General features: G+C 64.2%; 13 protein-coding genes. 1 reads left to right on the top strand and 12 read right to left on the bottom strand.

Annotated elements, in window-relative coordinates; all coding sequences use genetic code 11:
• Nucleotides 1-34: 34 nt before the first annotated feature.
• From HWV23_RS15660 to HWV23_RS15650, 3 genes are all read right to left on the bottom strand, one after another.
• The gene (locus HWV23_RS15660) at nucleotides 35-1816 is read right to left on the bottom strand and encodes a DUF7289 family protein (RefSeq protein ID WP_178291317.1); all 1782 of its coding nucleotides are present in this window, start codon (nucleotides 1814-1816) and stop codon (nucleotides 35-37) included.
• Nucleotides 1817-1904: 88 nt separating this feature from the next.
• Complete coding sequence (locus tag HWV23_RS15655; RefSeq protein ID WP_178291316.1) at nucleotides 1905-2291, bottom strand: type IV pilin domain-containing protein; 387 nt, start codon at nucleotides 2289-2291, stop codon at nucleotides 1905-1907.
• Between the two features lie 18 nt (nucleotides 2292-2309).
• Nucleotides 2310-2711, bottom strand: a complete 402-nt coding sequence (locus HWV23_RS15650; RefSeq protein WP_178291315.1) for a type IV pilin domain-containing protein — start codon at nucleotides 2709-2711, stop codon at nucleotides 2310-2312.
• Between the two features lie 357 nt (nucleotides 2712-3068).
• Between HWV23_RS15650 and HWV23_RS15645 the strand changes: the two genes are divergently transcribed.
• Complete coding sequence (locus HWV23_RS15645) at nucleotides 3069-3695, top strand: RAD55 family ATPase (protein ID WP_178291314.1); 627 nt, start codon at nucleotides 3069-3071, stop codon at nucleotides 3693-3695.
• 34 nt (nucleotides 3696-3729) lie between these two features.
• Here the strand turns inward: HWV23_RS15645 and HWV23_RS15640 are convergent, their stop codons facing one another.
• The 9 genes from HWV23_RS15640 to HWV23_RS15605 form a co-directional block, all read right to left on the bottom strand.
• Complete coding sequence (locus tag HWV23_RS15640; protein WP_178291313.1) at nucleotides 3730-4497, bottom strand: DUF7289 family protein; 768 nt, start codon at nucleotides 4495-4497, stop codon at nucleotides 3730-3732.
• A complete protein-coding gene (locus tag HWV23_RS15635; protein ID WP_178291312.1) occupies nucleotides 4490-4966 on the bottom strand; it encodes a DUF7266 family protein in 477 nt (158 codons plus the stop codon). The genes HWV23_RS15640 and HWV23_RS15635 overlap by 8 nt, the downstream gene beginning before the upstream one ends.
• Nucleotides 4959-5903, bottom strand: coding sequence for a hypothetical protein (locus tag HWV23_RS15630; protein ID WP_178291311.1), 945 nt, complete (start codon nucleotides 5901-5903; stop codon nucleotides 4959-4961). The genes HWV23_RS15635 and HWV23_RS15630 overlap by 8 nt, the downstream gene beginning before the upstream one ends.
• On the bottom strand, nucleotides 5891-6523 hold the full coding sequence (locus tag HWV23_RS15625; protein WP_178291310.1) for a DUF7288 family protein: 633 nt from the start codon (nucleotides 6521-6523) through the stop codon (nucleotides 5891-5893). Before HWV23_RS15625 ends, HWV23_RS15630 begins: the two co-directional genes overlap by 13 nt.
• Nucleotides 6524-7066, bottom strand: a complete 543-nt coding sequence (locus tag HWV23_RS15620; protein ID WP_178291309.1) for a DUF7287 family protein — start codon at nucleotides 7064-7066, stop codon at nucleotides 6524-6526. It lies immediately after the preceding gene.
• Nucleotides 7063-9096: a type II secretion system F family protein gene (locus HWV23_RS15615; protein ID WP_178291308.1), complete on the bottom strand. Its 2034-nt coding sequence runs from the start codon at nucleotides 9094-9096 to the stop codon at nucleotides 7063-7065. Before HWV23_RS15615 ends, HWV23_RS15620 begins: the two co-directional genes overlap by 4 nt.
• Nucleotides 9083-9424: a P1/P2 acidic ribosomal protein gene (locus HWV23_RS17135; protein ID WP_246282704.1), complete on the bottom strand. Its 342-nt coding sequence runs from the start codon at nucleotides 9422-9424 to the stop codon at nucleotides 9083-9085. Before HWV23_RS17135 ends, HWV23_RS15615 begins: the two co-directional genes overlap by 14 nt.
• Nucleotides 9425-9427: 3 nt before the next feature.
• Complete coding sequence (locus tag HWV23_RS15610; protein ID WP_246282703.1) at nucleotides 9428-12172, bottom strand: type II/IV secretion system ATPase subunit; 2745 nt, start codon at nucleotides 12170-12172, stop codon at nucleotides 9428-9430.
• A 536-nt stretch (nucleotides 12173-12708) separates the two neighbouring features.
• Nucleotides 12709-14649 carry an archaea-specific SMC-related protein gene (locus HWV23_RS15605; protein ID WP_178291307.1) on the bottom strand — a complete coding sequence of 647 codons (1941 nt, stop codon included), beginning with the start codon at nucleotides 14647-14649 and terminating at the stop codon, nucleotides 12709-12711.
• Nucleotides 14650-14674: the final 25 nt, after the last annotated feature.

Genomic DNA, 14674 nt, shown 5'->3' with positions numbered 1-14674 from the left:
CCTGAAACCGCGCCGCGAAATCCCCTTCGTCCGGCTAAGTGCCCTCGACTTCGATTTCGTGATGGGTGAGATAGAGGAAGTCGATGAGTGAGTCCTCGCCGAAGGGAATCTCCTCGCCGTAGATACCGCGGTCGAAGTGGACTTCCCCGTTGTTCTCCGCCGAGAGGTTGCCGGTTACGACGGCCCCGAAGAGTTCCGAATCGCGGACGATGAACTGGCTCGGTCCCGCCGCCGGCGTGGGCGCCATGACGATAGCGGTCACCTGCGGGTCGTCCGACCCGGAGGCCCTGATTGCCCCGGTGAACGTCGACGGTGCGAGAACCTGAAAGCGGGGCGCGGAATCGTTCCGGACCCGCACCTTGCTGTCGCCGTCGACGTAGAAGTGGTCGGCCGGTTCGCCACCGGTCCCCGAGACCGTTCGCCCGGAACTCTCCTCGCTTGCGAGGTACACCCGAACGCCGCCGTCGCCCTTCTCGCCGGTTATCCGGACGTGGCCCTGGTCGAGGACGATGTAATCCTCGACGACGATGTTGAAGTCCCCGCCGCTCGCGTTCAGGACCACAGTCTCGTTGTTCTCGAACTCGATTTTCTCCAGATAGTAGTTGCCGGGCTGGAGTTCGATTTCGTCGCCACCTGAGACGTTGAACCGCCTGTTTTCGATGTATGGCGTCCTGTCGTTATCGTTCTGACGGGCCAGTTCGTCGGCCCGGGTCGCCACCAACCCATCCAGCGGCGGGAGGATGGGGACGTTGGCAGAACAGTTCGTATCGCCGCCGATTGTCGCGTCCCCACCCTTATCGATGTCCCCGTTCGCACACGCGTCGCCGGTAATCTCCGAGCTGCCGTCCAGCAGAATCTCCCTGTTGGATTCGGCGTCCCCCATTATCGCGGCCCCACCGTAGAGGTCGATATCACCGGCGGACTTGACGACCCCCTCGTTGGAACTCGTCTCGCTGTAGTTCCCGTTCGAGGAGTTGTAGCTGTCGATGTACGACCCGCTTCCCTCCACCCGAAGTTCACCGGGACCGGACGTCGCGATGATTCCCGCCTCCTCGCCGAGGTTGAACCGGGAGCCGAAGAACATCACGATGACGGCCTCCCGGTTCGGCGGGTAGACGACTTCGGCGTTCGTCTCGTCTTCGAAGTACCGCCCCCACGCCCGGTAGTACCGGCTCTCGATTGTGAGCTGGACGATGCCGTCATCGACCTTGTTCGTCAGGTTTCCGTCCCGCGTCTCGTCCGGGAAGCCCTGTGTGGTGTCGACCCGCCGGAGTTGGACGCTGCTGTGGACGCTGCCGGCCTTCCGCGTTTCGACGACGGGAACGTTGAGCGTCTTCTCCGGATTGGTGATTTCCGGTGGCGAGACCATCACCGACCCGTTACCATCGCGCCGCCAGACGCCGCCACCCTGATAGGCGACGGTCGTGTCACCGTTCTCGTAGACGACGGCGCCCATCGACGTATTCACCAGTTCGGTGCCGTTGAGCGGGTCGAACGGGTCGAAATACTCCACGGTGACGTGGCCGGCGTCGTCCTCGACGTCGAGCGTCCCGTCGTTCACCCGCAGGCCGAGGTCAACCCGGCGTGTCGTCGTGCCGCCGCTGGCGACGCGCTCGGCATCGTCGTCGAACTGGACGAGCGCCTGTTCGGCCTGTCCGGTCTCGACCGTCTCCTGTTCGTCGGTCACCTGGCCGCCGCCGGCCAGCAAGATGACAGCCATGCCGAGGACGACGATACCCACGAGAAGCGTCATCCCGACCGCTTCCGAAACCCCGCGCTCGGCGCGGGCGAACGTTACGAGTTTGGAGTCTAGCATGTCCTGAGCGTCAGTTTCGGGGCCTCGTCTCTCGGGACGCGGTGTCGAGTCGACGAGAGGGTTGGCGGGCGGTACCCCGACTGGGTCGTCACGGTTCGAAGGTCGCCAGCACCGACGTGGTGTCGCTATCCGGGTCTCGCCAGACGACGGTCACCTCCTCGACCGTCGTGGCGTCGTCGACGATGACGGACCGTTCGCCCGTGGTCAGGTCCCCCGAGAGCCCGGGGGCGAGTTCGTTGCCCCGTTCGTCCAGCACCACGACTTCGTCGGCGGCGAGGCGGTCGCCGCCCTCGTGTCGCAGGTGAACCCGGTCGGTATCGTCGACCTCGAACGAGAGTGTCACCTCCGGGGCCTCTGCCTCCCCGAGGCTCCCGTCGAACAGCGCCATGCCGATCGTCGTCGCGAGCAGCACCGTGATACCTATCAGTAGCGCCGTCGCGACGACCGGTGACACCGCCCGTTCGTTCCCCGTCATCTATTGATTATCCAATACTTATGGGTCGTAAGTGAACGTCTCCAGGACCGTCTCCGAACCGCTATCGGGGTCCTGCCAGACGACTGCTATCTCGTCACCATCGGAATGGTTTAGAGACACAGTCTCGCTGCGGCCTGCAGACAGGTCAGTACCTAAGGTCGTTTCATTGCCCGTATCACGGTTAATTATGACGACCTGATTGCCGGGAAGTTTGTCGCCACCCTGGTGGTCTAGTGTAACCTGACTCCCGGTGAGGTTGGCATTCAGTTGTGCCTGCGGCGTGTCAGCCCCAGTTGTTCCGAGCCCCAGCACGACGGCGCCGATGACGGCTGCCAGAATCACCGCGATGGCAATCAGCAGCGCGACGCCGACGACTGGCGATACCGCGCGGTCGTCCGTGAACAGGTTGCGTGGTTCCATGGTTTGTCGTTCTCCTTTCGTTGGACACCCCCAGGCGGCCGGCCCTCCGTCGCGGCCTCCACCTCGTCATCCCCCGCTCGGTAGGTGCTAACAACGGATGTCGCCTGAGGGCTGTTAGTAAATCGCCTTATAATACAGATAGCCGCTCTAAGCGGCTCGCATCCGACCGGTAATAGTCGGTCTACTACCTGTATGAAATCGGTAAGTAATTCTATAGAAACAATTAAACTTCCTTAGAGCGCCTTTACCGCCCGATAGACCCATTTCTTCGGGCGGTTTACGGGACCCCTGCCCGGCGGCGGCGAAAAGGGAGAAGAAACTCCATTACAATGAGCGTCGGCGTTGTCGATTGCTGTCATGACCGAGACGCTGGAGACGGGAATCGAGGTCCTCGACCGGAAGCTGGACGGCGGCATCCCTGCCGGCCGCGTCGTCGCGCTATCGGCCTCGCCCACGAGCCAGTCGGAACTGTTCCTCTACGAGATGGCCGCGGTTCGGCCGACGACCTACCTGACGACCGAGCGGACGGTAGCCGACGTCGAGGACGCCCTGAAACAGACCGGAACGGACACCGACGGCGTCGACATCCACCGTGTTAGCCCCGCGGCCCCGCTGTCGGAGGCGCGGTCGGCCATCGAGGAACTGCCGGCGGAATCGACGCTCATCGTCGACCCGGTCCGGCTGCTCGAATCGACCGACTCCGAGCGATACCGGTCGTTCGTGAACGACCTGAAGGCCCGAATCGACGAAACCGACGGGGTGGCATTGCTCCATTGTCTCGACGGCCGCGACACCCCGTCCCAGCGTGACCGAACCGAGTATCTGGTAGACATCGTCTTCTCGCTTTCGACGGAGGTCCGTGGCGGCACCCTCCAGAACGATCTCGCGATTCCGAAGTTCCGCGGCGGGGAGGCGCTCCCGGAATCGATAGACCTGGATTTGACCGCCGACGTCACCATCGACGTCAGCCGGAAAATTGCCTAAGACTCGACGCCGATACGTCCGCCCTTTTTTGCGGTTACTCGAACCCGACGTCGACCCGATGGACCGTTACGGTCGCCCGCTCTGGTTCGAGGGTCACCACGACGTTGTCGCCGTTGCGCTCGACGTTCGTCACCGGACCATCGTCGGCGGCCGCCTCGAAGTATCGGACCCAGACCGCGGGGTTTCGGGTCGTCATGTTCAGCGTGACGTTCGCGACGGGGCGGTCCTGAGCGACGACGGTGGTTCCGGCGCGGACCGTCCGCACTTCGACGGCGCTGGTGCCGCCGACCGGACCGCCGCCGGCCTTGTTCGTGGCCACGACGGGAAGGACCACCCGCTCGTCGGTCAGGACGAAGCCCGGGTCGCGGAACATGACGGCGGCGTCGCCGTCCCGTCGAATCAGCGCGCTACTGCGGTAGGTGATGGTCGTTCCCGTCCCCGACCCGTAGACGACCGGGGCGGGACGGACGGTCACGTTGGTCGTGCTCCCGTCGACGCCGGTGACCTGGATTCGCGTCTCGGTCCTCGCAAGCGAGAGTCGCCCGTCGGCGATTCGGATTTCGGTAGAGCGACTTGGCGCACCATCCCGAGCCACGTCGTCGACGGAATCCGCAAAGCCGGTGAACGCCTGTTCGGCGTTGGTCGTTCGCTGGAAATCCTTCGCGCCGTCGAGGCCGACGAACCCGGTCAGGCCGACCAGCGCGATTGTGAGGACGACAACGCTGAACACGAGGAGAAAGCCCACGAGTTCGCTCTGGGCGCGGCCGCGTTCGGAGGCGGGGCGGGCGTCGGCGTCACACATTCCGAATCACCACCCGGTCGGCCGTCGCGTTGTAGCCGATACGAACCGTGCCACCGTCTAACGGGTCGGTTCCGGGTCGCGTCTCGACGGGCGTTCGCGTCCGGAGGCGGACGACCGCGCTCGCCTCGAACTCGGACGTTCGCAGCCAAATCTCGTAATCGTAGGGCGGTCCCCCGTCGGTCGTTTCGTTCTCGACGGCGATCTCGTATCGGCTGCCGCCGATCCGGTCCGGGAGCCGGGTTCGGAACTCGACCGTTCGGACGTCCCCGCCACGTGTTGCGAGTCTGTCGACCGAGTCGACGTCCCCCGCGATGTCGTTGCCGAGCACCGACAGCGTCGACTGGGTGGCATCCTGCTGTTGGTCGGTTACGAACGGCGCGAAGGCGCTCAGTAGCGTCGTCGTCAGGATGGCCACGATAGCCAGCGTCAGCACGTAACTGACGACCGTCGAGACGCCGCGGTCACCCATCGGTCTCACCGGGGTCGACCCGAATCGTCGTTCTGTAGTGCAACTCCGGCGAGCGGTAGGTCACGGTCACGTTCGCGCCGACGAGGCGGGGCACTACCCGGGGAGATGCCCCGGAACCGGCGGCGTGATAGTCGCTTTCGTCGACTCGTCCCTCGCCGCGGAGTTCGTAGGTCCCGGTGACGTTGTCCGCGTTCGCATACCGGATGGCGTACGGGGCCCCGGACTCCCCGTCGACGGGGGTGAACGTCTCCCCCGAACAGTCCGCGTGGTCGAAACTCCCGTTGGTGAGGTTGACCGCGACCGGCGGGTTCGTCGTCTCGCATTTCGTGGTGTCGCCGGCGTCGATTCGGATAACGACCTTCTGGTTCGTCCGATAGGCCGTCAACACCCAGGCGCCGCCGTCGACCGTGAGTTCGAAGCACGTTCCCTCGGCGCTGCAGTCGCTCGTGTTGACCAGTCGCTCGCGGGCGATACCCATCTCGTAGCGGTCGACCGCCGAGAGGTTGTCGGCGACGGCCCAGTTCGCCGCGTCGCTGCGGTTGGTGAACGCCCGCGATTCGTTGTCGTGAACGACGTCCGTCTCGAAGCGCGCCTCGGCCAGCGAGGCGTTCGTCGCGACGCCATCGGTGACCTCCTGTCGGCCTGCAACGTGGCTCCAGTTCGCGACCGCCCGGGAGAGGTTCATACGGTGTGTGTCGTAGTCGCCGTCGGTCGTCTCGTCGACGGCCGGAATCAGGCCAGCGATGCCTCGCCGGACGTCGTCCTCGTAGCGGACGGCGCTCCGTTCCTCCCGGAGGTCGTCGTCCGCGCCTCCGGCGTGGATGACGCCGTAGACCGCGGTGTTCAGCGCCAGCGCCATCAACACGAGCAATATCGCGAGACTGATGGCGGTGATAATCAGCAGTTGGCCCCGGTCGCGCCGCCTCAGGGCTTCCATAGCACCACCTCCACTCGGACGACGTTGTAGAGCGGGCCGTCAGGCCGTGCATCGGGCGCGTAGAAGGCCTGATTCGAGTCCGCCGCCACCTCCCGGAGCGTCGTGTTCTCGCGGGACCCGTTCGCATCGAGGAGCGGCGTGTCGTCGTAGAGAGTCACCGTCCCCACCACCCGGACTGCGTCGTCGCTCGGCGTTCCCGAGTCGACCAACTGCTGGTGGCCTCGGGTCCCGTTCGCTCTCGTGTAATAGAGGTCGACGTTGTACCGGACCTGCCGATTGTCGAACGGTTCCCCGAGTGCCCGACCGAATTCGGGGGCGTCGGCGTTCTGTGGAAGCCGGGAGACGTAGTAGCTGCCGTCGGCCGCTCCCTCGTCAGCCCCGTGGAACGCCGAGGCGTTCTGGTCCCAGTAGCGGAGCATCCGGGAGAGATTGCCGTCGGTGGCTGCTTCGTCCATGACGCCGCGAGCCAGTCCGGCGTGCTGGTTCCGCAGTTCCGCATCGGCGGGACTGGCGGTGTTCGCCGAGATGCTGACGACCTGCAGGGCGAAGGCGATAGTCGCAAGCAGGAGTATCGCCGCGACGAACGCCTCCAGCGTGAACGTCTGGGCGCGACCCCCCATCTACCACACCCCGACTTCGATGACGACCCTCTCCTCGCCGACGAAGGCCCCCCGACGGGCGACGGCGACCGACGCGTCCCGCTGGGGCAGGGACGGTCCGACCGCCAGCGTGTGATTCGCGTCGCCGGAGCCGCAATCGCCGATGGTATCGGCGTCGTCCGCGCGGCAAACCGTCGAGTTCGGCCCGTCGCTCGGCGCGTCACGAACCGTGACGTTCACCGAGTACGTCGGCGCGAGGCCGAGCTGTTCGGTGACCGAATCGCCGCCCTCGAACCCACAGCCCCCGGCGTCGGTTCGGTCGAAGAAGGCTACCGTGCAGGTCTCGTTGAGTTCCGACGGCGCCTCCCCGGCGAGCATGTCGTCACCGAGGTCGGCGGCCGCCCGCTGGACGACGAGCGAGTTTCCCTGTTCGTCGTACGGGAGCGTCAACTGGGGGACGAACAGGAAGATGGCCGACGTCGTCACGAGGAAGACGGCGACGCCGACGGCGAAATCCGGCAGCGTCTGGGCCCGAGTCCCGTCGCCGGACCGGGCCCCGCTCATGCTACCACCAGCCAGACGGCAAGCGCCGCGGCCGATAGCACGACCACGTACTTGACGCCGGAGATGACGTTCGCTTCCTTGATGTATCCGCAGACGATACCGCCCAGAATCGCCTGCAGCGTCACGGCGTGGAAGAACAGCAGCGACAGCAGGTCGATGTTAACGGAGGCGCCGAAGCCGCCGCCCGCGACGCTGCCGCCGGCGCCGCTCTGTTCTGTGACCTCCGCCATGACGTCGAGGAACCGGGCTTTCATCAGCGCCATCACACCCAGCAGCGTCAGGAACGTCATGATGATGATGGCGACCTGCATCAGCGCGCGCTGTCGTCGGTCGCGTTCGATGTCCTCCTGGGTTTCGGCGGCCTTGGCGGCCGTCGACAGCACCGACGATATCTGACTCGATATCTCCTGGGCCTTGCTGATGAGTTTCAGCGTGCGCGCCAGCCGCGGGATGTGGTACTTGTTGTTGAAGACGACCAGCGACTCCTTGAGGTGCATCCCGTAGTGACTCTTGGCGTACATGTTCTCGAACTCCTCGCCGAGCCGACCGGGGGTGGTATCGGCGACCACCTTTATCGATTCGAGGAGGGTGAGCCCCGTCGCGTTGGCGCTGGCCAGTTTCCGCAGGTTCTCTGAGAGCCCATCGAGAATCGCCCGCCGACGGCGGACGTTCCACTCCCAGAAAACCGCCAGCGGGACGCAGACGGTAAACAGCGGGGTGTAGACGTAGACGAGCGTCGACCAGACCGGGCGGTCGATGACGCCGGACCACGAGACGGGGACGGCGCCCATCAGAACGGCGACGACCAGAAACATCAGCGAGGCGGGAACCGTAATCGCGAGGGTGTAGAAGGGGTTGTCCCGCAGGAAGACGTGGGGACGTTTGACGACATCCAGCGTCTCGTGGGTCCCCTCGCTGTCCGCGATGCGGTCGAAGACGCGGTAACTCCCAGTGAACTGGTCGACGAGTCCCAAATCGAGCCCCGTCGACTCCTTGCCGACTTCGAACCGGCGGTCGGTCTCCTCGAGTTCGAGGTAGCCGTCGCCGGGTTCGTCGGCCCTGACCGTCGAGATGATGACCAGAAACGCCAGTCCGAGTCCCGGGATGAGGACGTAGACGGTCGCATACAGCAGGAGGTCCTGCCCGCCGCGAATCATATCGAGGATGACGAGGATGATGATCAGTAGCAGCGGGAACAGCGAGATGGTGATATACATCTCGGTGAACAGTTCCAGCGTCTCCAGGGTCTGTTCCTGATTGCCCTTGGCCGCCCGGAAGTGGACGTCCTTCTTGTCCTCCAGGAAGTCGGTCATGCTCCCGCCGCTGTCGATGATGGACAGCATGTCCGTGAGGAACTGGCTCAGTTCCGCGCTCGGGGTCTCCGCCGACCGCTTCTGGATGGCCGACCGGTAGTCGGTATCGAAGTAGCGGGTTTCCTGGAGGATGGTCCGGAATTCGTTCGAGACCTCCCCGTAGGTGTCCTCGGAGGTCGCCATCGTCTCGATGATTTCGACCTGACTCAGACCGCCCAGCGAGAGGGCGTACATGAACGAGACGGCGTCCGGGAGGAGCGTGTCGATTTCGCGTTGCCGCGCCGACGCCCGGCTATACGGCAGCGAGAGGTAGGCCCCGAAGACGGCGATAAAACCCACCGTCCCGAGAACGAGGCCCGTCATCGCGACCAGAAACGGGACCCGGGCCGTCTCGATGATGGCCAGCAGCGTCTCGTTGGGGATTCGCAGCCCGGTCAGCGGGCCGACGTCGACGGCGCCGGTTCCGAAGAGGAAGCCCGTGAGGCCGACGCCGAACAGCCACAGCGCGACACCGCTAAGGAAGCCGAACGCGAGCGCACGCCGGAGATACCGCTCGGCCGGCGTCGCCATCCGTGCCTCGGCCAGTTTCCGTTCGAGGTCGACGACGAACTCGTCGTCCTCGTCGAAGAGACGCTGATAGAGGGGGTCGAACGCGTCGACGAGTCGGTAGGCGTAACGCCGACCCAGTCCCTCGCCGCCGACGCTACCCAGACTCATCCCCACGCTCCCCCCTCGTGTCGCCGCCAGCAGGTTCGGTCGCCGCCCCCGTCGGCGCCGCGTCGGCCATCTCGCTGGCGGACCGTCCGTCGGCCTCCTCGCCGGTCCCGTCCTCAGCGCTTGCGTCGGGCGCCGCCTCGCCGCCCAACTGCGCGACGTTTTCGGGGCCGACCGAGTCCGTATCGACGCCCTCCAGCGCAGCGACGAGCGCCTTCACCCTTGACTCCGCGACGGCGCAGTTCGCTGCCTCCAGAACCGCCCGCAGGTTCCGTTCGTTGAGTTCCTCCCCGGATTCGGCCAACAGGAGCGCCGCGTAGGCGTATTCCATGGTTTACTCACCCCCCTCGTCGACGGCGCCATCGTCCGGGTTGTCGAGTTCGCCGCCGTCGGCGGAGATATCGGGCGTCGACCCGGCATCGGCATCCGGGTCGGCCTCGGGGCCGTCGCCGGCGGAGACCGACTCGTCCGTTCCGCCGACGCCGTCGCTCGCGATGGCTTCAAGGACCGACCGGTCGATACCCGGCGGTGCGGTGATATCCTCGTCGAGCGACCCCTCCGACAGCGCCTCGACGAGACTCCCCGCCCGGCGGCCCCGGTACTCCTCGAAGACACGTGAGTCGGCCGACTCGAGGACTGCCTCGGCTTCGGCGAGCACGTCGTCGGCCGGGTCCGGGCGGGGGACGAGCGCCTCCTTTTCCGGGTCGACGTCTATCAGCACCGACTCCATCTCCCGGAGGTCCTCCAGACTCGCCGCCAGTTCGTCGTTGGCCATCAGCGTCAGGATGGTCTCGGGGTCGTTGATGTACGCCTGCACCGTCGCTGCGACCTCGGTGTAGGTGTTGAGGCCGTTGGTGATGAGATACGACAGCACCGTCCGCCGCTCGAACAGTTCCCGCCGAAGGCGGTTCTGGGACCACCCGCGGTCGAAGGCGATCTCCTGGAGCTTCCGGGAGTCGCCGTGCTGGAGGAACTCGTCGTTCTCGGGCTGCCACTGGTAGACGTCCTGGACGCTGATTTCGTCGTTCTCGGCGTCGTAAGCGTTGATTTCGGTTATCATGGTATTCCGCCGGACCTTCCGGCCGTCGACTTTGGTCTGGGCCTGGACCGAAACGAGGTCCAGAGCCGTGAAGAGGGTCTTCGAGACGTTGATGGGGTCGGTCGTAAAGCGCTTCAGCACCTCGTCGACGTTGTCCGCGTGGAACGTCGTGTAGGTCGTGTGGCCCGTCGACATGACCTGGAAGAGCGTCCGGCCCTCCTCGCCGCGGACCTCGCCCATGACGATGTAGTCGGGGCGCTGACGGAGCGCGGCCTCCAGCAGGTCGAACTCGTCGACGTCGCCGGTGTTGTCCTGACTGAACGACGGCCGGGTGACGGAGGCCACCCAGTTGCGCTGTGGGAGTTCGACCTCCCGGGTGTCCTCGATGGAGACGATTTTCGTGTTCGAGGGGATGAACAGCGAGACGGCGTTCAGGCTGGTCGTCTTGCCCGAGGCGGTGCCGCCGGCGAAGATGAGCGACTTGTTACTCTCGATGCAGAGCCACAGGAACGCCATCTCGTCCATCGAGAACGTCTTCCAGTTGATGAGGTCGACCGGCGTGAACGGGACGTCCTTGAACTGCCGGATGGTGTAGTTGGTCCCGTGGTCCGAAACCTCCGTCCCGAGAGTGAGTTGGGCGCGAGAGCCGTCGGGAAGCGTCGCGTCGACCTGCGGTTGTCGCTTCGAGATGCCCTTCCCGGACCGCTGGGCGAGTTTGATGACGAAGTTATCGAGGCGCGTCTCGCCGTGCTGGATGTTCGTAATCAGGTTCTCGTAGTCGGTGTGGTAGACGAACACCGGCTGTTCGTAACCGTCACAGGAGATGTCCTCGACGTTGATGTCGTGCTTGATGGGGTCGATGCGCTCGTAGCCGATGAAGTCCCGCCGGATGACGTAGAGCAGTTTCTCGACCTGGTAGTCGGTAATCCAGTCGGGATCCTCTTCGAGGATGGCAGGTTCGGGCCGCACCCGGATGCCTTCGATTCCTCTCCCGGAGTCCGTGTCGTCGGGGTCGTCGGTCATTCCGACGAAGGATTTGGCCTCGTCGACGAGGCCGGTATCGTCCGATGTCGACTGCCAGACGTCGCTGCGGTCCAGTAGCCACTCGACTTCGCCTTCGAGCACGTCGCCGCGGTCCTCGTCGCTTCCCTCGACGACCACGTCGTCGTCGGAGTATTTGATACTGGTTCGGAGTTTCCCCGAGAAGTACTCGACGAGGTCGGATTCGATGTCGGTCAGGTACGGGTCGACCGCGTAGTACTTCTTCTCGTTTTCCTTGACCGAGTGGAAGATGATGACGAAGGCGTACGGCTCGTTCACCCAGTACCGCTCGACCTCGATGAAGTGTTCCTTCTTGTCCATCGGGACGGATTTCTCCAGGTCGTAGCGGTTCACCAGCGTCGTCCGGCCGTCCGAAGTCGAGAAGAAGTCGTCCTCGTCGAGTTCCGGGTTCACGTAGACGGTCCGTTCCTCCTCGATTTCGGCCATCTCTTCTGCGGCCTCGGCGCCAGCGGCCAGCACCGAGTCGATGTTCTCCGGGTCGAACCCGAGGTACTCGCTGGGGTCGAACGGTTCGACCTCGCCGGTTCCGTCCCGTGGTGGGTCGCCCGATTCGTCGTAGTAGTACTCCCACTTGAAGTGCTCCCATGTGTAGGCGTCCTTCGCGACGGGCGTCGCGTCGACCCACTTTTCGAACCGGCTCCTGAGCGCCGACGCGTCGACCGCGGCAGCACCGAGCCGTTCGGGAACGTCACCGGGCGGAAAGCCCAGGAACGTGGCTGGGTCGAAGTCGGTCCGCTCCCAGTCCTCCTCCGCGGGCGCCCGTTTCCGGTCGTTGCCGAGAAACGCGAACAGCCCATCCGAATCGACCTCGACATCGACGTCCCGATACGCCGCCGCGATATCGTCGGCGTAACCGTACTCGCGCATGAAATCCCGCCACGTGTACTCCCCGACCGCTTTCGAGGCGTTGGCTTCCTCGGGGTCCGAACCCGCGGAATCCCCATCGTCGGGGCCTGATGCGCTCGCCTCCCTCGTCATGATTCTCTCCCCCGAATCCCACTGGCCGACTCGCCTGCCGTCGGGCCTCGGAATCGCTGGTGCGCCAGGTCCCCATCCCCAGTGACGTAAACCATGAACCCGCGTATGACCTAGATACCCTTTGTAAAGCCGCTCCTACGGTTCGAGTAGACGGTTACTGAACATTTAGAAAAGGACTAAATACACCGTTTCAACTGATAAACAGCTGTTTACCACGCGTAGGTAAGGGGGAACAGGACGTCATCTATCTCGAACACGTCGGGGACCGTTCCATCCCGAGGTGGGCCCCACTCGCGTCGCGGTCGTGGCCCGAAGTGTCCGGAGCGAGGCTGTTCGAGGACACGACGTGGACCCTCAGCGCGTAATGCGACTATACGGGAGTCGGATGGCGTTTACAGGTATACACAACCACTATCGCCTATGTACCTAAGCGCATTATCCTCCAATACGCCTAGAGTAGTGAGTATAAAAATCCGATCGTCATCAAGAACCGTCGAACGGAGCGTGTTTCAGCGGGAACGAAACGCCGGTCGGGGTTAGATGCTCTCGATGCGCTGGTCCGCGTCGACGCTACTGGCGTCCTCGGGCAGCAGCGCGACGACCAGATAGTCGCTGTATTCGCCGAAATACTCGACGAGCGTCGCGATGCGCTCGGAGTCGATGGCTTCCAGCGAGTCGAGCAGCATGAACGGGACCGTCTCGTACACCTCGTGGGCGAGATAGCCCGCGAGTGCGAAGATGAGGCCCGTTACCTCCCGCTCGCTCTCCGAGAGGTGGTCGATGGTGTCCTCGTAGGTCGTTCCGGAATCGGTCTGGCGGACGATGTGCAGATCGAAGACGCTCTTGGTGACCTTCTTCCGGCCTTCCCGGACCTCGGTTTCCTGTCGCTCCAGCCAGATACGGGCCAGGTTCCCGTATTCGAGCAGGTCCAGCACGGTATCCATGTGGTCGTTGAACTCCTCGATGGCCTGCTGTTCGGTGCGCTCGATTTTCGTTCGCAGGTCCTCGATGTCGTCGTTGATTCCCTCGCGGCGTTCCTCGAGTTCGCTTTCCTCATCGAGGCGCTCCTCGATTGACGTGATGTTGTCCTCGACGCGTTCGAGGTCGTTTTCGAGGGTCCCGAGGTCGTATTCCAGCTGGTTGGCTTCCTTGTGCAGGTCGAGAATCTCGTCGTACGCGTCGTTTTCCAGCGTTTCGACTTCCTCCTCGGCAGCCTCGATTTCCTCCCGGAGTTCGTTCCTCTGTTCCTTGAGGGTCTCCAGACGGGCTTCGGTGTCCTCGATTTCGTCCTCGAGGTCCCGCGTTCGGCGTTCGAGCCGCTCGCGACGCTGCTGGTCCTGCCGCCGGTCGCGCCGCTTTGCTTTCAGGTCGTCGAGTTCGTCCTCGATGTCGTTGATTTCGCCGACCGTCTCCTGGCTGAGGTCGCGGAGTTTGTCGATGGTCGATTCGATCTGTTCCGGTTCGACCTCGCTACCGCAGGTCCAGCAGTTGACGGTTTCCTCGGGGAGCAACTCCTCGGTCACTGCCCCGCTTTCCGCGTCCTCCTGCAGGGCATCGAAGAGGTCGCCCCCGGCGTCTTCGAGCATCTCCTGATTGAACCCGATGACGCTCTGTAGCTCGTTCAGTTCCGACTCCAACTCCTGCTTTCGCGTTCGGAGTCGGTCGATGCGGCTTTCGATCTCGTCGAGGTCGCCAGCAGGCGTCTCCGGCAGTTCCTCGTACTCCTCTTCGACCTCGCGTTTCTCCTGCTGCAGCGAATCGAGGCTCTCCTCTTCGGTATCCAGTTCGTAGCGGACGTCCTCGAGCGTCGACCGTTTCTCGCGGAGGGTTTCGAGTTTCTCCTCCAGTTCGGCCTGCTCCTCGCGGGTCTGCTCGACGTCGGCGTCGCGGGCGTCGATTTCCTCCTCCAGTTCCTGTAGTTCGGAGCGCTTGTCCTCGATTTGGTCCTGGAGTCGCTGCCGCTTTTCTTCGAGGGACGGCAGCCGGTCTTTCAGGTCGTCGAGTTCGTCGAGTTCATCGGATATCTGCCGTCGCTCCTCGATGAGGCGGTCGATTTCCGCCCGGATGTCCTCCGTATCGATGGGCTGCATGATGATCTCCCGGAGGTCGGCGTCGGTTACGACGGCCCGTCGCGCCTCGTTCGATTCCAGCAGGAACGCAAAGAGGTCCGCGACCGTCGAATCTTCGAGATACGGGTTCCCCGTGCCCTGTACCGTCCCGTTGCGCCGTTTCAGCGTTCGGGCGTACGTGTCGTCGCCCAGCGCCAACTCGGTGTTGGCTTCGTCGGCGTCGGCTTTGATGGAGACGTCATCGCTCCCGAGCGCGGCCATAACCGCCTGCAGCAACGAGGTCCGGTTCGTGGCGTTCCGGCCGGCCAGAACCGTGACACCGGGTTCGAAGACGACCTCCGTCTCGTCGATGCCGCCGATGTTCTGCGCCGTTAGTCGACATTTCGAGGCAACCTGTCCTTGACTCATGTGCTTCGTTGCACACGTGTATCCT

This window comes from Natronomonas halophila (assembly GCF_013391085.1).
GTDB classification, from domain to species: domain Archaea; phylum Halobacteriota; class Halobacteria; order Halobacteriales; family Haloarculaceae; genus Natronomonas; species Natronomonas halophila.
This window is presented reverse-complemented; position numbering and strand designations above follow the sequence as displayed.